Origin of the sequence: Streptomyces sp. NPDC001904 (assembly GCF_040297005.1) — a bacterium.
Lineage (GTDB): Bacteria > Actinomycetota > Actinomycetes > Streptomycetales > Streptomycetaceae > Streptomyces.
In genome coordinates, this window is record NZ_JBEOYI010000043.1 from 22,858 (window position 1) to 42,581 (window position 19,724).

At 72.4% G+C, this 19,724-nt stretch carries 20 protein-coding genes and 1 pseudogene; 10 read left to right on the plus strand and 11 right to left on the minus strand.

The features are described 5' to 3' along the window. Window positions 1–27: 27 nt before the first annotated feature. The 4 genes from ABT127_RS37165 to ABT127_RS37180 all read right to left on the minus strand — a co-directional run bounded on the left by ABT127_RS37165 (window position 28) and on the right by ABT127_RS37180 (window position 3,649). The gene (locus tag ABT127_RS37165) at window positions 28–1,716 is read right to left on the minus strand and encodes a bifunctional 3'-5' exonuclease/DNA polymerase (protein WP_351460299.1); all 1,689 of its coding nucleotides are present in this window, start codon (window positions 1,714–1,716) and stop codon (window positions 28–30) included. Between the two features lie 131 nt (window positions 1,717–1,847). Then, window positions 1,848–2,771 (minus strand): RNA polymerase sigma-70 factor, encoded by a 924-nt coding sequence (locus ABT127_RS37170; protein ID WP_351460302.1) that lies wholly within the window; start codon window positions 2,769–2,771, stop codon window positions 1,848–1,850. Continuing rightward, the gene (locus tag ABT127_RS37175; RefSeq protein WP_351460305.1) at window positions 2,768–3,241 is read right to left on the minus strand and encodes an NAD-dependent epimerase/dehydratase family protein; all 474 of its coding nucleotides are present in this window, start codon (window positions 3,239–3,241) and stop codon (window positions 2,768–2,770) included. Before ABT127_RS37175 ends, ABT127_RS37170 begins: the two co-directional genes overlap by 4 nt. 24 nt (window positions 3,242–3,265) lie before the next feature. After that, window positions 3,266–3,649, minus strand: coding sequence for a DoxX family protein (locus ABT127_RS37180; RefSeq protein ID WP_351460307.1), 384 nt, complete (start codon window positions 3,647–3,649; stop codon window positions 3,266–3,268). 118 nt (window positions 3,650–3,767) lie between these two features. Between ABT127_RS37180 and ABT127_RS37185 the strand changes: the two genes are divergently transcribed. Next, window positions 3,768–4,907, plus strand: a complete 1,140-nt coding sequence (locus tag ABT127_RS37185) for a DUF2786 domain-containing protein (RefSeq protein ID WP_351460310.1) — start codon at window positions 3,768–3,770, stop codon at window positions 4,905–4,907. Window positions 4,908–5,032: 125 nt separating this feature from the next. On the opposite strand, the gene ABT127_RS37190 is transcribed toward ABT127_RS37185, so the two are convergent. Beyond that, window positions 5,033–6,127: a Gfo/Idh/MocA family protein gene (locus tag ABT127_RS37190; protein WP_351460311.1), complete on the minus strand. Its 1,095-nt coding sequence runs from the start codon at window positions 6,125–6,127 to the stop codon at window positions 5,033–5,035. A 104-nt stretch (window positions 6,128–6,231) separates the two neighbouring features. Here ABT127_RS37190 and ABT127_RS37195 point away from each other — a divergent pair, with 104 nt between their 5' ends. Next, window positions 6,232–6,582 (plus strand): ArsR/SmtB family transcription factor, encoded by a 351-nt coding sequence (locus tag ABT127_RS37195; RefSeq protein ID WP_351460314.1) that lies wholly within the window; start codon window positions 6,232–6,234, stop codon window positions 6,580–6,582. Between the two features lie 51 nt (window positions 6,583–6,633). After that, window positions 6,634–8,796, plus strand: a complete 2,163-nt coding sequence (locus ABT127_RS37200; protein WP_351460316.1) for an FUSC family protein — start codon at window positions 6,634–6,636, stop codon at window positions 8,794–8,796. Window positions 8,797–8,799: 3 nt separating this feature from the next. Here ABT127_RS37200 and ABT127_RS37205 read toward each other — a convergent pair whose 3' ends face one another. Continuing rightward, a complete protein-coding gene (locus tag ABT127_RS37205; protein WP_351460319.1) occupies window positions 8,800–9,309 on the minus strand; it encodes a hypothetical protein in 510 nt (169 codons plus the stop codon). A 115-nt stretch (window positions 9,310–9,424) separates the two neighbouring features. Here ABT127_RS37205 and rpmG point away from each other — a divergent pair, with 115 nt between their 5' ends. Continuing rightward, the gene (gene rpmG, locus ABT127_RS37210) at window positions 9,425–9,589 is read left to right on the plus strand and encodes a 50S ribosomal protein L33 (RefSeq protein WP_111662765.1); all 165 of its coding nucleotides are present in this window, start codon (window positions 9,425–9,427) and stop codon (window positions 9,587–9,589) included. Between the two features lie 4 nt (window positions 9,590–9,593). Further along, window positions 9,594–9,863 (plus strand): type B 50S ribosomal protein L31, encoded by a 270-nt coding sequence (locus ABT127_RS37215; RefSeq protein WP_351460323.1) that lies wholly within the window; start codon window positions 9,594–9,596, stop codon window positions 9,861–9,863. Between the two features lie 34 nt (window positions 9,864–9,897). Here ABT127_RS37215 and ABT127_RS37220 read toward each other — a convergent pair whose 3' ends face one another. Next, complete coding sequence (locus ABT127_RS37220) at window positions 9,898–11,364, minus strand: aldehyde dehydrogenase family protein (RefSeq protein WP_351460326.1); 1,467 nt, start codon at window positions 11,362–11,364, stop codon at window positions 9,898–9,900. A gap of 119 nt (window positions 11,365–11,483) precedes the next feature. Beyond that, window positions 11,484–12,353, minus strand: a complete 870-nt coding sequence (locus ABT127_RS37225) for a Sco1979 family transcriptional regulator (protein WP_351460329.1) — start codon at window positions 12,351–12,353, stop codon at window positions 11,484–11,486. Between the two features lie 256 nt (window positions 12,354–12,609). Between ABT127_RS37225 and ABT127_RS37230 the strand changes: the two genes are divergently transcribed. Next, window positions 12,610–13,110, plus strand: a complete 501-nt coding sequence (locus ABT127_RS37230; RefSeq protein ID WP_351460332.1) for an ATP-binding protein — start codon at window positions 12,610–12,612, stop codon at window positions 13,108–13,110. 103 nt (window positions 13,111–13,213) lie between these two features. Here ABT127_RS37230 and ABT127_RS37235 read toward each other — a convergent pair whose 3' ends face one another. After that, the gene (locus ABT127_RS37235; protein WP_351460335.1) at window positions 13,214–13,456 is read right to left on the minus strand and encodes a DUF397 domain-containing protein; all 243 of its coding nucleotides are present in this window, start codon (window positions 13,454–13,456) and stop codon (window positions 13,214–13,216) included. Window positions 13,457–13,822: 366 nt separating this feature from the next. Here ABT127_RS37235 and ABT127_RS37240 point away from each other — a divergent pair, with 366 nt between their 5' ends. After that, a complete protein-coding gene (locus ABT127_RS37240) occupies window positions 13,823–14,353 on the plus strand; it encodes a DinB family protein (RefSeq protein WP_351460337.1) in 531 nt (176 codons plus the stop codon). Between the two features lie 40 nt (window positions 14,354–14,393). Further along, window positions 14,394–15,038, plus strand: a complete 645-nt coding sequence (locus ABT127_RS37245) for a PadR family transcriptional regulator (protein ID WP_351460339.1) — start codon at window positions 14,394–14,396, stop codon at window positions 15,036–15,038. 9 nt (window positions 15,039–15,047) lie between these two features. On the opposite strand, the gene gad is transcribed toward ABT127_RS37245, so the two are convergent. Next, a complete protein-coding gene (gene gad, locus ABT127_RS37250) occupies window positions 15,048–16,466 on the minus strand; it encodes a glutamate decarboxylase (RefSeq protein WP_351460342.1) in 1,419 nt (472 codons plus the stop codon). A gap of 42 nt (window positions 16,467–16,508) precedes the next feature. Beyond that, window positions 16,509–17,759 carry an ion channel protein gene (locus ABT127_RS37255; protein WP_351460345.1) on the minus strand — a complete coding sequence of 417 codons (1,251 nt, stop codon included), beginning with the start codon at window positions 17,757–17,759 and terminating at the stop codon, window positions 16,509–16,511. A gap of 214 nt (window positions 17,760–17,973) precedes the next feature. Here ABT127_RS37255 and ABT127_RS37260 point away from each other — a divergent pair, with 214 nt between their 5' ends. Both ABT127_RS37260 and ABT127_RS37265 read left to right on the plus strand, forming a co-directional pair. Further along, window positions 17,974–18,729 carry a MerR family transcriptional regulator gene (locus ABT127_RS37260; RefSeq protein ID WP_351460348.1) on the plus strand — a complete coding sequence of 252 codons (756 nt, stop codon included), beginning with the start codon at window positions 17,974–17,976 and terminating at the stop codon, window positions 18,727–18,729. A 141-nt stretch (window positions 18,730–18,870) separates the two neighbouring features. Further along, window positions 18,871–19,530: pseudogene (locus ABT127_RS37265) on the plus strand (DedA family protein); the annotation flags it as partial. Window positions 19,531–19,724: the final 194 nt, after the last annotated feature.

Consider the following 19,724-nt stretch of genomic DNA (forward strand, 5'->3'; position numbering starts at 1 on the left):
CGGGCGGGCCGGTGGCCGCCCGGGTGCTCATTTCGCGTCGGCGTAGCACTCCACCGACGCCACCGTGAACGGGAACCGCACCGGCGTCTGCCCGAACGTCAGGCGTCCCGCCAGGTCCGAGGCCGACCGGATCGCGTCCGCGACCCGGTCGGCCTCGTCCTGCGGGCAGTGCACGATCACCTCGTCGTGCTGGAAGAACACCAGCTCGGCCGCCATGCCGTCGAGAGCGCGGCGCAGCGCGGCCAGCATCAGCAGCGCCCAGTCGGCGGCGCTGCCCTGCACCACGAAGTTGCGGGTGAAGCGGCCGCGCGCCCGGGAGTTCGACGAGGCGTAGCCGTACGCGGACGAGGACGCGGAGGACGGTCCTTCCGGGTCGTCCTGCGGGATGCCGGCCTCTTCCTGGTCCGCCGCGTTCACCGCAGGCGGGCAGGTGCGGCCCAGCCAGGTGCGCACCAGGCGGCCCTCCTCACCGGCCCGGGCCGCCTCGTCCACGTAGGCCACCGCGTGGGGGAAGCGGCGGCGCAGCAGTGCCAGGTTCTTCAGGCCGTCGCCCGACGTCTGCCCGTATATGGCGCCGAGCACCGCGATCTTGGCCTGGCCGCGGTCGCCGGAGAACGCCCGGTCCGAGACCGACTGGTACAGGTCGCCGTCCTGGGCCGCGACCTCCATGAACGCCGGGTCGCGCGAGATCGCGGCGAGCACCCGGGGCTCCATCTGCGCGGCGTCCGCGACGACCAGCCGCCAGCCGGGGTCGGCGATCACCGCGCGGCGCACCACTTTGGGGATCTGGAGCGCGCCGCCGCCGTTCGTCGTCCAGCGGCCCGAGACCGTGCCGCCCGGCAGGTACTCGGGTCTGAAGCGGCCGTCCCTGACCCAGTCCTGGAGCCAGGACCAGCCGTGCGCCGTGTAGATCCGGTACAGCTTCTTGTACGTGACGAGGGGCTCCACCGCCGGGTGGTCGATCGTCTCCAGCTCCCAGCGGCGGGTCGAGGTCAGCCGGATGCCCGCCTGCGCGAACGCCTTCACCACGTCGGCCGGCAGATCCGGGCGCACCCGTCTGCCGAACGCCGCCGACACCTCGTCCGCCAGCTCGGCGAGGCGGCGCGGTTCGCCGCCGCCCGCGTAGCGGTCGCCGAGCAGCTCGGTGAGCAGGGCGCGGTGCACGTCCGCGCGCCAGGGCAGGCCCGCCGCGTGCATCTCGGCGGCGATCAGCATGCCCGCGGACTCGGACGCCGTCAGCAGGCGCAGGCGGTCCGGGTGGGCGGTGGCGGTGTGGCGGCGCTGCTGGTCCGCGTAGACGTCGAGCAGGTCGGAGAGGGGGACGTCGACGGGCGGGCGGGGTTCGAACAGGGAGGACTGGGAGCCGGGGGCCGCCGTCCTCGGGGGCGGGTCGGGCGGGACCGGGCCGCCGCGGAGCCGGGCCAGGGCCGCGGCGGCCGAGCGGGGCTCGCCGTGTCGGCCCTCGTGGGCGAGGAGCAGGGTCTCGGCGGCCTCGATGTCGTAGCAGCGGTCGACTTTGACGCCGGCGGCCAGGAGGCGGGGGTAGACGGTGTGGGTGTCGCGCCAGACCCAGCGGGTGGCCTCCGGCCTGGTGCGGACTGCTTCCGTCAGGTCGGGTTCGTGGGTGACCGGGGCCGTGGGGCGGCCGTCCGGGCCCAGCGGCGCGACGTCGGCGCCGCCGTGCTCGGTGGGGGCCAGGGCCCAGCGTCCGGTCATGTCGCCGAGTGTCACATCCAGGACTGACAGCGGACGTCCGCCGCTCTCGTCGTGGCTGGTCGCGCAGGTCCCCGTGCCCTGAGACGCGCACTTCGTGCGGCATCGCATCAGATGCCTCACGGGCGCAGCGATCAGCCCCTCGTGGTCTCGCGGACGCGTGCGTGGACGGCCCAGGCGTCCGCCACCGGGCCCAGGTGGCCCAGCTTGTCGGGGTTGATGACGCTCCGGATGGACTGGACGCGGCCCGCGTGGATCTCCAAGGACATGGTGTGCAGCACCTTTCCGTCCTGGTCGCGGAAGACCGCGCCGGGCTCGCCGTTGACCTCGTGGGGCTCGCACGTCACGGCCGCGCGGGCCATCTTGGGGAAGACGGTGCCCAGCAGGCGGGCCACGTTCTCGGCGCCGAGGATCGCCCGGGCCAGCTGCGGAGCCTTGCCGCCGCCGTCGCCGGACATCGACACATCGGCGGCGAGCAGGTCCCGCAGACCGGGGACGTCACCCTCGCGCAGCGCGTCGAAGAAGCGCGCCGCCAGCCTGTCCCGCTCGGCGCGGTCCGCCGCGAAACGGGGGCGGCCCGCCGCCATGTGCCGCCGCGCCCGCACCACGAGCTGACGGCACGCGGACTCGGAGCGGCCGACCGCCGAGGCCACCTCGTCGTAGCCGAAGTCGAAGACCTCGCGCAGGACGAAGGCGGCCCGTTCCAGCGGGCTGAGGCGTTCGAGGAGCAGCAGGGCCGCCGTCGACACCGAGTCGGCCAGTTCGGCCGCCCGCGCCGGATCCTCGTACGGGTCGGCGAGCAGCGGCTCGGGGAACCACGGGCCCACGTACGCCTCCCGCCGTACCCGCGCCGAGCGCAGGACGTCGATGGAGAGCCGGGTCACCGTCGCCGACAGGAACGCCTTCGCCGACCGCGGCTCGGTCGCCGTCGCCGCGTACCGCAGCCAGGTCTCCTGCACCGCGTCCTCGGCCTCGCTCACGCTGCCCAGGATCCGGTACGCGATCGAGAACAGCAGCGGGCGCAGCTCCTGGAACTCCTCGGTCCTGGTGCCGTTCATCGTGGTCCCTCCTCGTGGGTGCACCGCAGCAGCCCGGCCGTCCGGCGTTCGACCGCCAGGACGGTGGCTGTCACCGCGGCGTCGAGGTGGCCGTGGTGCGCCACCACCGCGCCCCCCGCCTCGATCACCGCGATCTCCGGGTCCGACAGGCGGTGCGTCGCCGCCGTCCCGGGTGTCCACACGACGACGTGCGGGACACCGGCCGCCTGCGCGGCGGCCAGCAGATGGTCGGTGCCGGGGGCGTCCCGCGCGGTCATCCGGTGCACGATCGCGTCCGGCCGCGCCGCGCTCACCGTCACGCCGACGGACACGGCGTCGAGCCCGTCCATCACCGTGCCCCGCGCTCCCCATGCCGCCAGCGTGTCCACCATGTCCTCGCTCGTCGTCGCCGCCGTGACCCGGTGCCCCCGCAGCACGAAACGCGCCACCAGGAGCCGGCCGGCCGTCCCGGCGCCGTCCGCCACGAACACGCGCACGATCATGCCCGCCGCGGCTCAGCCCGTGAAGGACTCGGGACCGAACCGGCCCCAGGCGACGAAGGCCGCCAGGACGAGATGGACGACGTTCAGCGCCACGAGCGGGCACTCGCCGAGCCGGCCGTGGGTGATCATCGCGCCGATCATCAGGGCGATCCAGCAGGCGGCGGTCACCGGGACCAGGACCGGTGCGACGCCCAGCGCGGCGGGCAGGACCAGCCCGGCGGCGGCCAGCAGCTCCAGCACCCCGAGGCCCTTCACGAAACCGGCGCCGACACCGGCCGTCCAGCCGCCGCCGTGCGCCGCCGCGATCTTCTCCTTCGGTACGAACGCCTTGGTGACGCCGCCGGTCAGCGCGACCGCGGCCAGCAGGCCCGTGGTGATCCACAGTGCGAGGTTCATCGTCAGCTCCCTGTGCGTCGTGGTGCGTGTGCTCGGTGCACGACCCCATGGACGAGACGGCGCCTTCGCCTGTGACATCGTCGGGAGGCGGACGGCTGAGCGTGAGGAGGCACGGGCAATGAGCGACAGCACCGTCGAGCGGGCCTTCGCGGCCGCGCTGTACGACACCGGTGACCTGGACCTCGGCGCGTCCCTGCTCGCCGCCGACCCGGCCGCCGACGCCGAACTGGCGCTGCGCGGACGCGAGTTCGTGCGGCGGGCCTGGGAGCGGGGCTGGCAGCCCGCCGACGTGCTGCGCATGGTCGTACGGGACGAAGGGCTCGGCGCCGAGCACGTGAGCCTCGCCGCCGGGCTGATCCGGGCCGAGACGCGGCGCTACGACGTGCTTCCGCCACGCTGGGCCGCGCAGCTCGCCGAGCTTCCCGACCCGGACGCGGACGGGCGCCGGGACCGGTTCTCCGCCGCGACCGTCGCGCTCGAGCTGTACCGGCTGCTGCTGCGGCTCCCCGCGATCGAACCGGTCGGGCCGGTGCCCGGCGCGGCCGTCACCGTGCCCGTCGCCGGTGAGCCGCGCACGCTCGCCCGGATCCGGGCCCTGCTGGCCAAGGCGGAGGCCACCGGTTACCCGCCGGAGGCCGAGGCGCTCACCGCCAAGGCGCAGGAGCTGATGGCGCGGCACTCGGTCGACGAGGCGCTGCTCGCCTCCCGTACGCACGCGAAGGACACCCCGGGCGCGTGCCGGATCGGGGTCGACGCACCGTACGAGACCGCGAAGGCGGTGCTGCTCGACGCGGTGGCCGGGGCGAATCGGTGCCGGGCCGTGTGGAACAGCGCGTTCGGGTTCTCGACCGTGGTCGGGTTCGAGGCCGATCTGGAGGTCGTGGAGCTGCTGTACACGTCGTTGCTCGTGCAGGGCGACCGGGCGATGACGCGGGCCGAGGCGGAGCAGCGGGCCGGGGGGCGCCGGCGCACGAAGACGTTCCGGCAGTCGTTCCTGGCGGCCTACGCGCAGCGGATCGGGGATCGGCTGGCTGCCGTCGCCGGGGGTGTGGCCGGGGGCGACGGGGAGCTGTTGCCGGTGCTCGTGGCGCGGGATGTCGCTGTCGCGGGGCGGGTCGACGAGATGTTTCCGGCGACTGTGGTGACGCGGGTGCGGGGGGTTTCGGACGGGGCGGGGTGGAACGAGGGCGGCGCCGCGGCCGACCGGGCCCGGCTGCGGCCCGGCGACCCCGAGCTGCGCGGTTCCCCGCGCCCCTAGGTCGTTCTACGGGTGCGGGCCGGTGGCCGCTTCTCGCGCAGTTCCCCGCGCCCCTGAAGGCATGCGCTGCGCGCAGCCTCCCCGAGGAGTCCCACCGGGCCGCGGACGGGGAACCGCGCGACCGGTCAGACCGTCGCCGCGCGCTCGATCCGGTGCAGAAGGCGATGGTGCCGCGCCGCGTGGGCGAAGTCCGGGACCACCCGGGTCCCGTCCACCAGATCGCGCCGGATCTGCGCATAGGCGGCCCCGACGTTGTACGCGTCGGTGCCGCGCAGAGCATCGAGCGCGGGGTCGAAGTAGCGCTCGGGGACGGTGAGCGGGGCCAGGGCGGTGTCCGTGCCACGGGCCCCGGCGAGGGCGTACTCGCCCATCTGTAGATGCCCGTGGTCCCCGGTGACGACGAGATCGCCCTCCGTACCGTTGATCTCCCAGAGGAAGTTCGTCCCCCGCGACACCCCGCCGCGATAGTGCACCGAGGCCACCGCCCCGGAGGAGAGCACCCCGCCCAGCACCACCTGATCGGCGATGTCCGGCCGGTGGATCCCGCCGGCCGGGTCCTCGACCGTCCGGCGCCGCGTGGCGGTGAGCGAGCTGACCTCCTCGACGTCACCGAGCACCGCGGTCAGCCCGTCGAGGGTGTGCCCGAAGGGGATCGTCAGCATGGTCGCCCCGGAGGCACGGTCCAGCAGATAGGCGCCGCCCTCGTGGACGGAGGCGCCCCAGCCCCGCGCGGAGGCCACCACGCTGGTGGAGAGCACCTCACCGACGTAGCCGTCCGCGACCAGATCGCGCAGGTGCCGCACCAGCGGCGCCGAGCGCGCCTGCAACCCGGTGAAGGTGCGCAGCCCGCGCGCGGCGGCGAGCGACGCCAGCTCCTCGGCCTCGGCGGGCCCGGTGCCCAGCGGCCACTCGGAGAGCACCGCCTTCCCGGCGTCGAGCGCGGCCCGGACGATCTCCCGGTGGTCCGGCACCTTCACGGTGACCACGACCAGGTCGACCTCGTCGGCCGCCGCCAGCTCCGCCGCGCTCCGGAAGGCCCGCTCCACCCCGTGCTTCTCGGCGGCCTGCCGCGCGGACTCGGGGCTGCTCGCGGAGAGCCCCCGCACCTCGAAGCCGTCGAGCAGCCGCAGTGCGGGCAGGTGGGCGTGGGAGGCCCAGCCGCGTCGGGCGGAGAGCCCGACGATGCCCACGCCGATGGGGGGCTGCGAGGTCGACGGCATGGCTGACTCCTTCAGCGGATAGACTGTTCGACGTAGGACGAACACTGAACTGCCGCGAGTGTACGCACGGCGTCGAACACTCCGCAAGATCGGGAGCGCACACCATGACCGCCACCGAGGATGCGACGGGCGCGACGAGCCACCGCGCGGCGCCCGCCCACGCCCACCCCCGGGACGTCACCCTGGAAGCCGCCCTGCTCGCCCTGGCCGACCCGGTCCGCCGCACCCTCGTGCGCGAGCTCGCCGCGGCCGGCCCCTGGGAGCGGACCTGCGGCACCTTCGACGTGCCGGTCACCAAGGCCACCCTGAGCCGCCACTTCGCCGTGCTGCGCGAGGCGGGCCTGCTGGAGCAGAAGGACGCGGGCGCCCGCCGGCTGAACCGGCTGCGCCGCGAGGAGTTCGACGAGCGCTTCCCGGGGCTGCTCGCCCTGGTGCTCGCCGACCGGCGCCCCTGACGGAGCCGGGGCCCGGGGCTCCCCACCGCTGATTGCCCGTATTGTGGCGATGTGAGCTGGTTCCGGGCGCTGAAGGACACCACCCGCTCGGGGCTGACCGTCGAGCGGAAACGACTGGAACCCCTGATCGCCCTGCGCGGCGCCGCGGGGCTGGCGATCGTCGTCGCCGTCAGCCTGGCGGCGTTCGGTCCCGCGGTGGCGGCGGGCTCGGCGTTCGGCGCGTTCCAGGCGGCGATCGCCACCTTCCAGCGCAGCTGGCGGCCCCGCCCCGAGCTGGCCATCGCCTCCGGCACCAGCCTCGGCATCTCCACGTTCCTCGGCTACCTCACCGGTTCCCATCTGTTCCTGTTCGTGCCGCTGCTCGCGCTGTGGACGTTCCTGGCGGGCCTGGGCTGGGCGGCGGGCCCGACCATCGGCATCATCGCCTCGTCCAACGTGGCGATGATGCTGGTCACCATCACCCTGCCGACCTCGATCGGCGAGGCCGCCGGGCACGCCGCGATGATGGTCTTCGGCGGCCTCGTGCAGGCGACCCTGGTGGTCCTCTTCCCCGTACGCCGCTGGGGAGCGCACCGCGACGCGCTGGCCGACGCGCTCGCCGCCGAGGCCGACTACGCGCGCCGGCTGCGCCACGACCCGCTCGCGCCGTTCGACCCGCAGCCGCTGATGCTCGCGCGCAGCGCCGCCGCGCTCACCCCGCGCCAGGCCCGCACCCGCCCCGCCCAGCTGCACGGCGCCCGCGGCCTGGCCGAACGGATCCGCCCGGTCCTCGCCTCCCTCGCCGACCCGGCGGTCGGCGTCCCCGAGGAGGGCGTCGAACGCGACCGGGTCCGCGAACTCCTCGCCGCCGCCGGATCGATCCTCGACGCCGCGGCCCGCGCCATCCGCACCGGCGCCCCGGTCCGCATCCCGGCCCCGGCCGTGGCCGCCCTGCGCACCCCGGACACCGGCGCCATCCTGGCCGGACCCCCGCACCGCGCGGCCACCCGGCTCGGCTCGCTCCTGCGGGACGTACTGGAGACGGCGGGCGAGGTCGACCCGGTGGAACCCCTCTGGCACCGGCTCCCGGCCCGGCTGCCCGGCCACCTCGGCGCGCGCGGCGCCGCCGCTCCGGGGCCCGTCGCCGATCCGCCGCCGGCCCTGCCCCGCCCCACTCTCCTGAAGCTGGCCCCCACCGCCGTACGGGCCATCAGGAGGGAGGCCCGCCCCGGCTCACCGATCCTGCGGCACGCCACCCGCGTGAGCGCCGTCGCGGTCGTCGGCTACCTGATCGGCAACGCCCTGCCGTTCGGCCACGGCTACTGGGCCCCGATGGCGGCCGTCATGGTGATGCGCCCCGACTTCTCGCAGACGTACTCGCGCGCGGTCGCCCGTTTCGGCGGCACCCTCGTCGGCGTGACCGTGGCGACGGCCGTCGTCCAGCTCGCCCACCCGGGCACCTGGACCTCCGCCGCGCTCGCCGTCGTCTGCGCGGCCCTGATGTACCTGCTGATGCGCACGGGACAGCTCGCGGCGCAGGCCTGCGTCGCCGCGTACGTCGTCTTCCTGCTCGGCATGGGCGGCCAGACCTGGGACCAGACGGTGCCCGAACGCGTCGTGCTCACCCTCGCCGGCGGGATCCTCGCGATGCTCTCCTACGCCCTGTACCCGGCCTGGGAGACCCCGCGGCTGCGCAACCGGCTCGCCGAGCGGCTGGTCGCGGTCGGCGAGTACGCGGCGACCGTCGTCGGCCACTACGCGCACCCGGCGGGCAAGTCCTGCCCCGACGTCCGCGCCGCCCTGCTGGCGGCCCGGGACGCCCACATCGCCTGGGACCAGGCGGCGGACCGGGCCCGGACCGAACCCGTACGCCACCGCGGCCTGTCCCGCGCGGCCGCCGACGACGCGGCGCACGCCCTGCACCACCTGGGCCGCGTCGCGATGCTGATGGAGGCCCATCTGCCGGAGAGCGACGCCACCCCGGTGCCCGCCGCCGACGACCTGGCCGAGGCGCTGCGCACGGCGACCCGCGACGGCGCCCGCGCCCTGCGGGAGCGCCGCGTCCCGCGCTGGAAACCGGTCCGCGCCGCCCTCGACGAGTGGGACGGCGACGGCGTCCCCGACCGGGTCGTGCGCCGGGGCGGCGGACTGCTCCTCGAAGCCCTGGACGAGCTCACCGAGGCGCTGGACACCGAGGCGCCGCCGATGTCGGTGAAGCCCGAACCGGACGACTGACCGTCAGCCCGTCGGCAGGCCGCTCGGCAGAGAGGTCGGCAGGTCCGTCGGCAGCTGGCCGTTCGCCGACTTCTTGAAGGTGTCCTGCGTCCCGGCCTTCCACGAGACCTTCATCGTCGAGCCGTCGTTGGACTCGATCGTGCCCGCGGTGCGGTCGGTGCTGCCGTCCGCGCACGTGAGGCTCAGCGTCCGCGTGCCGCTCCCGGTCACCGTGCCGGTGCACAGATGCCCGTCGCCCGTGCTCAGGGACGCCTGGCGGCCGCCGATCACCAGCACCACCGGCTTGCCGTCCGTGGTGGCGCTCCAGATGCCGACGGCGTCCTTGGCCGAGCCGGACCCGGAGTCGGAGCCGGACCCGGACGCGCTGTCGGACGCGCTCGCGTCCGGCGCCGCCGACGAGGACGCCCCGGCCCCCTTGTCCGAGCCGCCGTCGTCGCCGCTGCAGCCGCTCACGGCCAGCGCCGCCACGGCAGCCGCGGCCCCTACGACGATCCGTACGTTCCTGCTGCGCACAAAGTCCCCCAGTGTCACTGCTGTCACCGCCGAGTCGAGCCAGCAAGTTACCAGGGGTCAAGGAGCCGCGAAAGCACCTATTGAAAATGGGAGTCGTTTTCGTTAAAATACCCGCATGGCACGCAACGAACTCCGTCCAGTGATCAAGCTCAGGTCCACCGAGGGCACGGGCTTCACCTACGTCACCCGCAAGAACCGGCGCAACGACCCCGACCGCATGACCCTGCGCAAGTACGACCCCGTCGCGGGCCGGCACGTCGACTTCCGAGAGGAGCGCTGACCGCATGAACACCGCGATCCACCCCGCCTACGGCCCGGTCGTCTTCCGCGACCGCGCCGCGAACCACGCCTTCCTGACCCGCTCGACCATGACGAGCGAGAAGACGGTCGAGTGGGCGGACGGGCACACGTATCCCGTCGTCGACGTCGAGATCTCCGACGTCAGCCACCCCTTCTACACCGGTAACCAGCGCGTGCTGGACACCGCCGGCCGCGTCGAGCGCTTCGAGCGCCGGTACGCGAGGACGTCCGGCGCCGCGAAGTCCGGCAGGTGAGCGGCGAGCGGCAGGTCCCGCGCGTCCCCTTCGACTAGAAGGGGAAGCGGGACCTGCCGTGCTGCACCGAGATCCACTTCTGGGTGGTGAAGGCCTCGACCGTCGCGCTGCCGTTGAGCCGCCCGATGCCCGAGCGCTTCTCGCCGCCGAACGCCACGAGCGGCTCGTCGTGCACGGTCCCGTCGTTGACGTGGATCATGCCCGTGTCGATCTGCTGGGCGAACGCCACACCCCGCTCGACATCGGCCGTGTGCACGGCACCGCTCAGCCCGTACGGGGTGTCGTTGGCGATCCGCACCGCCTCCGCGTCCCCGTCGAACGGGATCAGCAGCGCCACCGGGCCGAAGATCTCCTGCCGCAGCACGGGGGAGTCGGCGGGCAGCCCGGTCAGCACCACCGGGTCCACGACATTGCCCTCGACCCCGCCGCGGACCAGCGCCGTCGCCCCCTCGGCGAGCGCCTGCTCCACGACGCCCGAGAGCGCGTCCGCCTGGTTGGAGCTGATGACCGGGCCGATCACGGTCTCCGGGTCGCGCGGGTCGCCCGTCCTCAGGGTCTTCACCTTGGCGACGAACTTCCGGGTGAACTCCTCCTCGACCTTGCGGTCCACGAGGATCCGGTTCGCGGCCATGCAGACCTGGCCCTGGTGGACGAAGCGGCTGAACACGGCCGCGTCGACCGCGTAGTCGATGTCGGCGTCGTCGAGGACGGTCAGCGCGCTGTTCCCGCCCAGCTCCAGGACCACGTACTTGAACTGCGCGGCGCACACCGTCGCCACGTGCTGCCCGATCTTGTCGGAGCCGGTGAAGGAGATCACCTTCGGCACCGGGTGGGTCAGGAACGTGTCGCCTATCTCGGCGATGTCGGTGATGACCACGTTGAGCAGCCCGGCCGGCAGCCCCGCGTCCTCGAAGATCTTCGCGATCAGGGAGCCGCCGCAGACGGGGGTGTCCTGGTGCGGCTTGAGCACCACGCCGTTGCCCAGGGCCAGGGCGGGGGCCACCGACTTGAGGGAGAGCAGGAAGGGGAAGTTGAACGGCGAGATGACGCCGACGACCCCGACCGGCACGCGGTAGAGCCGGTTCTCCTTGCCGTCCACCGGTGACGGGATCACCTCGCCCTGCGGCAGACCCGTCAGGCGGATCGACTCGCGCAGGAACTCCTTGGCGAGATGCAGCTCGAACCCGGCCTTCACACGGGTGCCGCCGAGCTCGTCGATGATCGCCTCGGCTATCTCCGGCTCGCGCTCCTCGACCAGGTGCAGCGCCCGCTCGAAGACCGCCCGGCGGGCGTGCGCGGTGGTCCTCGCCCACTCCTTCTGCGCCCGCTCGGCGGCCCGGTACGCCTCGTCGACCTCCTCCACCGAGGCGACGGTGATCGCGGCGAGCTTGTCACCCGTGTACGGGTTGAGGTCGATGATGTCCCAGGCCCCGCGCCCGGTGCGCCATTGGCCGTCGATGTACTGCCGGTCCAGTTCGGTGAAGTAGGACGGGAGGGCCATGGTGAGTTCCCTTGCTGCAGCGCCGGACACCTGAGATCCCGTCATCGTACGACCGAGGGTGTCCGGTTGCCGCCGAGAGCCGATCAACTGCTGTTGGACTCAGGCGAATTCATGTCGGATCAGCCCGGCAACTCGGACAGAATGCGCCGCAGCAGCCGTGTGCTCTCCTCCGGCGACGGGCACTGCGCCTGAAGGTCCACCATCGCCGTCTCGTACTGGGCGACGTCCTCGCGCTTGTCCAGATAGAGCGCGCTGGTGAGCTGTTCGAGGAAGACGACGTCCGAGAGGTCGGACTCGGGGAAGGTGAGGAGGGTGAAGGTGCCGGACTCGCCCGCGTGCCAGCCGTGGCTGAACGGCATGATCTGGAGCGTGAGATGCGGCAGTTCGGCCGCCTCGATCAGATGCTCCAGCTGGCCGCGCATCACCTCGGGCCCGCCGTGCACCCGGCGCAGCGCGGCCTCGTCGAGCACCAGGCTGACGTGCGGCGCGCGCTCGGCGACCAGGATCTTCTGGCGCGCGAGGCGCAGTGAGACCCGGCGGTCGATGTCCTCGGCGGACGCCCCGCGCATGCCCTGGGCCATCACCGCGTGCGCGTACGCCTCGGTCTGCAGCAGGCCGTGCACGAACTGCGCCTCGTACCCGCGGATCAGCGACGCGGCGCCCTCCAGGCCGACATAGGTCTGGAACCAGCCGGGCAGCACGTCCGAGTAACTGTGCCACCAGCCCGCGACGTTGGCCTCCTTGACGAGCGAGAGCAGGGCCTCGCGCTCGCTCCCGTCGGTCACGCCGTAGAGCGTCAGCAGATCCTCGACGTCCCTCGCTTTGAAGCTCACCCGTCCCAACTCCAAGCGGCTGATCTTCGATTCGGAGGCGCGGATCGAGTAGCCGGCGGCCTCCCTCGTGATGCCGCGCGATTCCCTCAGGCGCCTCAGTTGCGAGCCCAGCAGAATGCGCCGCACCACCGAGCCGCTCGACTCCCCAGCGGTCACGTCTCTTCCTCCCCATTGGTTCAGGGGGCGAAGTCTGCCACTTAAACGCTCCGGCGCGTACTCGCTTGGTTACAGAAACGGAAAGATCACGAAAGGGCTGCGCAAGAAGTCGTAGGGAGAAATGAGCAAGAAGCGGTACGTGAACGTCCAAGTCTGGCGCGTGCACGTGCATCTGCCCTTGCATCCGCTGTACGCATTCGGAACGATGGCCGTCACCACCGCTCGCTACGTACTGCGAAACTGGGGAGTGCCTCGCATGGGGACGAACGGATCGACCATGCTCGAGTCTGCCGACGTGTTACGGCAGGGTCTTCCCCCCATCGATCCCTCGGCCGTCTCCAGTGCCGCGTCCTGTGCGCTGCCGGCCCGCTTCGAAGCGGTGCGCAGCGCACGGGAGTTCACCCGCCGCACGCTGGCCGACTGGGACGTGGCCGAGCGCTTCGACGACATCTGCCTGGTCGTCTCCGAACTGGTCACCAACGCCCTGCGGCACGCGCTGCCGGCGGACGCCCCGCACGGCCAGGACCCTCCGGTACGGCTGCACTTGATGCGCTGGACCTCGCGGGTGGTGTGCGCGGTGCGCGATCCGAGCGACGACAGTCCGGAGGCCGGGGACCGCGAGGACGTCGTGGACGACTTCTCCGCGGAGTCGGGCCGCGGGCTCTTCCTCGTCGGCTCCTTCAGCGACGGCTGGGGCTGGCACCCGCTGGCCGGAAGGCTGAGCGGCAAGGTCGTCTGGGCGCTGTTCAGGCTCTGAGGACGCCCCGTCCCGATGTGCGGACGGGTGGGGTCCGGCGGGCCGGGTGTCTACGCGCGTCAGCCCAACGCCCGCCGTACGGCGCCCTGTTCGGCGCCGGGACTCACGCGCCGGCCACCAGGTGGTCGAACTCCCCGTCCTTCACGCCGAGCAGCATCGCCTCGATCTCGGCCGGCGTGTAGACGAGCGCGGGCCCCTCGGGGAAGTTGGAGTTGCGCACGGCCACCCGGCCGCCGGGCAGTTTCGCGAACTCCACGCAGGAACCCTGGGAGTTGCTGTGCCGGCTCTTCTGCCAGACCACACCGTGCAACTCCGTGGCCGCCATGCCGTTGTACACGTGGTCCACGGTTCGCTCCCGATGGTGCTGTCAGTGCCGCATGTGTGAACTGGTCCGTCCGGTCCCGTGACGGCTGCCGACTGGTGTCAGGGCAGCGGTGAGCCGCTTTGACCTGCCCAGGATCATAGCTGCGTTCACATGCAGCTGCATGGGCAGATGCACGTGCACGCGGGGTGTTCCCCTGGTTACAGCTCTGCCTTCTGTCAGCCGTCTGCCCGCGACACCCGCCCGCCATGCGAACGTCTCCGCCCGCACCGCGTGTTCCCGCCGCGAAACACGTGTGACCGCGCCGCCCCTTGCGGACAGAACCTGACCGCAAGCCTGTCTACCTTCGTCCGTACCGAGCAAGAACACCGCACGACGAAAGGCAGCCCGATGGTCATGCACGTGAACCCCGAAGCCCGCGGCGACGAGCTGGGGGCGCTCCTGGCCTTCATCGAGGAGCAGCGCGGCGGCATCCGGCGCTCCCTGCTGGGCCTCACCGACGCACAGGCGTCGTCGACGCCGACCGCCAGCCAGCTGTCCCTGGTCGGCCTCGCCAAGCACGTGGCCCACGTCGAGAAGGGCTGGATCGACCTCGCCCGGCGCACCGCCGCCGAGCGCAGCCGCGAGGAGTACGTCGACGGGTTCCGGCTCCTGGAGGGCGAGTCGGTGGCGTCCGTGCTCGCCCACTGGGACGAGGTGGCCGCCGACACGGAGAAGTTCTTCCGCGCGGCCCCCAGCCTCGACGACACCTTCCCGCTGCCGGACGAGCCGTGGTTCCCCGACGGCCAGGAGGTCTCGCTGCGCTGGCTCGCCCTGCACCTGATCCGGGAGACCGCCCGGCACGCGGGCCACGCCGACATCATCCGCGAGAACCTGGACGGCAAGACCGCCTTCGAGCTGGTGGCCCTGTCCTTCCAGTGAGGTCCCGGGCCGGGTCCGCGCACGGCCTAGGCTGGGGCGCATGTCAGCCATCCGCCTCCTGGTGCTCAACGCCGTACGCCAGCACGGCCGTGCGCACGGCTACCAGGTCCGCGGCGACCTGGAGTACTGGGGCGCCCACGAGTGGTCGAACGCCAAGCCCGGCTCCGTCTACCACGCGCTGAAGCAGATGGCGAAGCAGGGACTGCTCCTCGCGCACGAGATCGCACCGTCCACGGCCGGCGGCCCGCCGCGCACCGAGTACGAGATCACGGAGCGCGGCGACGAGGAGTACCTGCGGCTGCTGCGCGAGGCCCTGGTCTCGTACGGCCAGAAGCCCGACGTCCTCGTGGCCGCGCTCGGCGGCATGGTGGACCTGCCGCGCGCCGAGGCCGTGTCGCTGCTGAAGGAGCGGCTGCGCTCCATCGGCGCCTGGCGCTCCACCGTCACCGGGTACTACACGCCCGAGGAGGGGCCGGGACAGCTCGGGCACATCGGCGAGATCATGAACTACTGGGTGCACTCCGCGGACTTCGGCACGGAGTGGACCCAGGGGCTCATCGGGCGGATCGAGGGCGGCGCGTACGTCTTCGCGGGCGAGGCCGGCGAGCCGTTCGTCGGGGTGCTCGCCGAGGGCGAGACGAACCCGTACGCGACGGGCGAGCGGCACCCCGGCGACCGGCTGTAGCGGCCCCCCTCAGTGGTGGAAGCCGGTGGCCGCGTCCCGGTCCCGGGTGAACGGGTGGGGCTGGCGCCGCAGTTCGGGCAGCAGCCGGTTCAGGTCCTCCAGCAGCAGATCCCCGAGGTCGGACGAGAAGCCGTTGCGGCACACCACGCGCAGCACCGCCAGATCCTGCCGGTGCGCCGGGAAGGTGTACGCGGGAACCAGCCAGCCCCGCTCGCGCAGCCGCCGGGACACGTCGAACACGTCGTACGCCTTCACGTCGGGGGCCGTCGTGAACGCGAACACGGGCAGTTCGTCGCCCCGCGTGAGCAGCTGGAAGTCGCCCAGGGTCTCGATCCGTTCGGCCAGACCGCGGGCCACGTCGCGGGTCGCCTGCTGGACCGCGCGGTAGCCCTCCCGGCCGAGCCGCAGGAACGTGTAGTACTGGGCGACGACCTGGGCGCCCGGCCGCGAGAAGTTCAGGGCGAACGTCGGCATGTCACCGCCCAGGTAGTTCACGTGGAAGACGAGCTCGTCCGGCAGCGCGTCCGCCGTGCGCCACAGCACCCAGCCGACGCCCGGGTACACCAGGCCGTACTTGTGCCCCGAGGTGTTGACGGACGCGACCCGCGGCAGCCGGAAGTCCCAGACCAGGTCCGGGTCGAGGAACGGCGCGACCATCGCGCCCGACGCCCCGTCCACGTGCACCGGGATGTCGAGCCCCGTGCGTTCCTGGAGGTCGTCGAGCGCCGCGCACAGGTCGGCGATCGGCTCGTACGATCCGTCGAAGGTCGAGCCGAGGATGCCGACGACCCCGATGGTGTTCTCGTCGCACAGCTCGGCCGCGGCCGCCGGGTCGAGGTGGAACCGGTCGCCCTCCATCGGCACCTGCCGCGCCTCCACCTCCCAGAAGTTGCAGAACTTCTCCCAGCAGACCTGCACGTTCACGCCCATGACGAGATTGGGGCGCGCCTCGGGCGACGGATAGCGGTCGGCGTTCTTCCGCATCCAGCGCCGCTTGAGGGCCATTCCGGCGAGCATGCAGGCCTCGCTGGAGCCGGTGGTGGAGCAGCCCACGGCGGCCGAGGGGTCGGGCGCGTTCCACAGGTCGGCCAGCATCGCGACGCAGCGCCGCTCCAGCTCGGCCGTGCGCGGGTACTCGTCCTTGTCGATCATGTTCTTGTCCCGGCACTCGGCCATGAGGACACCGGCCTGCGGCTCCATCCACGTGGTGACGAAGGTGGCCAGGTTGAGCCGGGAGTTGCCGTCCAGCATCAGCTCGTCGTGGACGAGCTGGTACGCGGTCGAGGGCGGGAGGGGACCGGCGGGCAGCCGGTGCTTGGGCGGCGCGTCCGTCATACCGGCGGTCGGATCGGCCTCGCCGTAGAAGGGGTTGACGGCGAGCGTGCGCTCGCCGGGCTTCTCCGAAGGACTCTGATGCAGCGGCGACATGTCCGTGACTCCTTCTGTCCGCTCCGGGAGTTGGGGTGAGGCTCAGCGCAACGAGGCGCCTTCCTCCGACAGTTGCATCTGCGGCCGTCCCGTCACCAGGAGCCATGCGGGCAAAGACGCGATGCACATCAGGGCGATGATCGCGGGCGAGGCGACGAGGACCGCCGCCGTGAAGAGGCTCACCCAGCCGGACCGGGTGACGGCGAGCAGCACGCCCAGGACGCCCGCCGCGATGCCGACCGACACGTTCACCCCGGGGACGAGCGCGTGCGCGAACAGGCCGAACGCGGCGCCGACGAAGACGGCCGGGAAGATCCGCCCGCCGCGGAACCCGCAGGACGCCGCGATCAGCAGCGCCGCCAGCTTCACCACGGTCAGCACGGCGAACGCGCCGGCCGAGCGGCCGTCGGGGTCCGCGGCGATCTCCTTGACCTCCTCGAGCCCCTTGAAGAGCGTCAGATGGCCGCCGAGCGCGCCGAGCAGCCCGAGGAGCAGGCCGCCGACGGGCAGCATCAGCATCGGGTGGCCGAGCCGCCCGAAGGCGCCGTGCACGTACGGGAAGGCGTAGACGGCGGCCATGGTGAGCACGGCCGCCGCGCACGCGACCACGATCGAGGACAGCAGGTCGGCCCAGCCGGGTTCGCTGAAGTGGGGGAGTCCCAGGTCGAAGGTGGGGGAGGCGACGAGCGTGGTGGTCAGGGCGCCCGCGGAGGCGGCGAGCAGCGGCCCGAAGAGGTTGTCCCAGAGCGAGCCCTTGATCGGCATCGACCGCCCGGCGAGCGCCTCGGAGACCAGCAGGGCCGCGGCGACCGGCGTGCCGAACAGGGCGCCGATGGTCGCCGCCGAGGCCAGGTTCGGCCAGAGGGCGCCCGGCGCCGTCGGCAACAGCTTGCGGCCGAGCCAGAACATCAGGCCCACGTTCACCGCGATGATCGGGTTCTCGGGGCCGAGGCTCGGCCCGCCGGCCAGCATCAGGGCGGCGGCCAGCGCCAGGCCCGGCAGTACGTACAGCTTGAGCGGCGCCTCGCCGCCGAGGCCCATCGTCGCCGGGTCGGGGCCCGCGTGCCCGGGGACCTTCCAGATCACCAGGCCCACGAGTACGCCCGTCACGGTGAGCATGACGATGATCCACAGGGACGAGTAGCCGCCGATGCCCAGCGCGTCCGGCAGATCGCCCCACAGCACGTCCTGCAGCCGCTCGGCGATCCAGCTCAGGCCCAGGAACAGCAGGCTGCACAGGACGCCGATGACGAGCGCGGGCCCCACCATCGGAAGCAGGGTGCGAGCGGACACGGCGGGAGGCGCCGGGGGAGGAGGCGTCGGCGGACCCGGGGGCGTCGCGGCTTCGGCGGGGGTGCTCACGCCGTCACCCTAAGCGGACATTCCCTACATAACACCCGGAAGGTTCTCGCCGAACGCGGGCCGCGACGACTTGCACCTCACGTGGCGTGAGGGGTCAGGCTGGTCCCCGTACGGCACGGAAGGCACCCACGAGAGGGGGCGGCGCATGAGCTGGTCGGTCGGCCGGGTGGCCGGATTCGCCGGGGTCACGGTGCGCACCCTGCACCACTACGACGAGATCGGCCTGCTCGTCCCGAGCGAGCGCAACCGCGCGGGGCACCGCCGCTACAGCGAGCAGGACCTCGACCGGCTCCAGCGGATCCTCTTCTACCGGGAACTCGGCTTCCCGCTCGACGAGGTCCACACCCTGCTCGACGACCCCGCGACCGATCCCCGGGAGCACCTGCGCCGCCGGCACGACCTGCTGGTCGCGCGCATCGAGAAGCTGAAGAAGATGGCCGACGCCGTCGGACACGCCATGGAGGCACAGAAGATGGGAATCCGGCTCACCCCCGAGGAGCGGTTCGAGGTCTTCGGGGACAAGGACCCCGAGCGGTACCGCGAGGAGGCCGAGGAGCGCTGGGGCGGCACCGAGGCGTACGCCGAGTCGCAGCGCCGCGCCGCCGCCTACACCAAGGAGGACTGGAAGCGGCTCCAGGCCGAGGTCGACGACTGGAGCGCGCGCTACGCCGCCCTGGTCGCCTCCGGAGCGGACGCCGAGGGCGAGCCCGCCATGGACCTCGCCGAGGAGCACCGGCTTCACATCTCGCGCTGGTTCTACGACTGTCCCCACGAGATGCACGTCTGCCTGGGTGACATGTACGTGGCCGACGAGCGCTTCAAGGCGTTCTACGACGCCATGGGCGAGGGTGTCGCCGAGCATCTGCGTGACGCGATCCACGCGAACGCCCTCCGGTCGTAGGCCGGTCATAACGACAGGATCGGCACAGTTGCGGCACAGCGGGGCCCGAGGGGGACGGTGGAACCTGGCAAGCTCACCCGGCGTTGGTAACTTTGCCTAGCCGTTGCTGTTGTCTTTCTATCCCTCCAGGAGTCCGGACCCGTGATGACACTTGCTCTCGGACCCAGCTGGCTGGACCCGGACCATCTGCTGAACACGTTCGGCATCTGGGGTCTGCTCCTGATCGTGTTCGCCGAGTCCGGCCTGCTGATCGGCTTCTTCCTGCCGGGCGACTCGCTGCTGTTCACCTGCGGTCTGCTGATCACGGCGGGCACCCTGGACTTCCCGCTCTGGGCGGCCATCGCGCTGATCTGTCTCGCCGCGATCCTCGGTGACCAGGCCGGTTACATCTTCGGCAAGAAGGTCGGTCCCTCGCTGTTCAAGCGGCCGGACTCGAAGATCTTCAAGCAGGAGAACGTGACGAAGGCCCACGAGTTCTTCGAGAAGTACGGCCCGAAGTCCCTGGTCCTGGCCCGCTTCGTGCCGATCGTGCGCACGTTCACGCCGATCATCGCGGGCGTCTCGGGGATGCGGTACCGCTCGTTCATCACGTTCAACGTGATCGGCGGGGTGCTCTGGGGCGCGGGCGTGACCCTGCTGGGCTCCTGGCTCGGCAACATCGAGTTCGTGCACAAGAACATCGAGGCGATCCTGATCCTGATCGTTCTCGTCTCGGTGGTCCCGATCGCCATCGAGTTCCTGCGCGCCCGCAGCAAGGCGAAGAAGGCTGCGCCGGTACCGGGTGCCGAGGGCGCGTCCCAGCCGTCGGCCCAGCGGGGCCGACACGCCAAGCGGTAGTTCTCCGGGCACGGCTCTCGTCGTGGCCGGTCGCGCAGTTCCCCGCGCCCCTGAGAGGCCTGTGGCCTTCAGGGGAGGCTGCGCGTCAGCGCATGCCTCAGGGGCGCGGGGAACTGCGCGAGAAGCGGCCACCGGCCCGCGGGCGGCCGACAACCGAC

Coding starts and splice junctions, on each gene's coding strand:
- ABT127_RS37165 (WP_351460299.1), bottom strand. CDS start 1,716: ATGACCGGACGCTGGGCCCTGGCCCCCACCGAGCACGGCGGCGCCGAC.
- ABT127_RS37180 (WP_351460307.1), bottom strand. CDS start 3,649: ATGAACCTCGCACTGTGGATCACCACGGGCCTGCTGGCCGCGGTCGCG.
- rpmG (WP_111662765.1), top strand. CDS start 9,425: ATGGCACGCAACGAACTCCGTCCAGTGATCAAGCTCAGGTCCACCGAG.
- ABT127_RS37220 (WP_351460326.1), bottom strand. CDS start 11,364: ATGGCCCTCCCGTCCTACTTCACCGAACTGGACCGGCAGTACATCGAC.
- ABT127_RS37230 (WP_351460332.1), top strand. CDS start 12,610: ATGGGGACGAACGGATCGACCATGCTCGAGTCTGCCGACGTGTTACGG.
- ABT127_RS37240 (WP_351460337.1), top strand. CDS start 13,823: ATGGTCATGCACGTGAACCCCGAAGCCCGCGGCGACGAGCTGGGGGCG.
- ABT127_RS37245 (WP_351460339.1), top strand. CDS start 14,394: ATGTCAGCCATCCGCCTCCTGGTGCTCAACGCCGTACGCCAGCACGGC.
- ABT127_RS37215 (WP_351460323.1), top strand. CDS start 9,594: ATGAACACCGCGATCCACCCCGCCTACGGCCCGGTCGTCTTCCGCGAC.
- ABT127_RS37185 (WP_351460310.1), top strand. CDS start 3,768: ATGAGCGACAGCACCGTCGAGCGGGCCTTCGCGGCCGCGCTGTACGAC.
- ABT127_RS37170 (WP_351460302.1), bottom strand. CDS start 2,771: ATGAACGGCACCAGGACCGAGGAGTTCCAGGAGCTGCGCCCGCTGCTG.
- gad (WP_351460342.1), bottom strand. CDS start 16,466: ATGTCGCCGCTGCATCAGAGTCCTTCGGAGAAGCCCGGCGAGCGCACG.
- ABT127_RS37190 (WP_351460311.1), bottom strand. CDS start 6,127: ATGCCGTCGACCTCGCAGCCCCCCATCGGCGTGGGCATCGTCGGGCTC.
- ABT127_RS37260 (WP_351460348.1), top strand. CDS start 17,974: ATGAGCTGGTCGGTCGGCCGGGTGGCCGGATTCGCCGGGGTCACGGTG.
- ABT127_RS37195 (WP_351460314.1), top strand. CDS start 6,232: ATGACCGCCACCGAGGATGCGACGGGCGCGACGAGCCACCGCGCGGCG.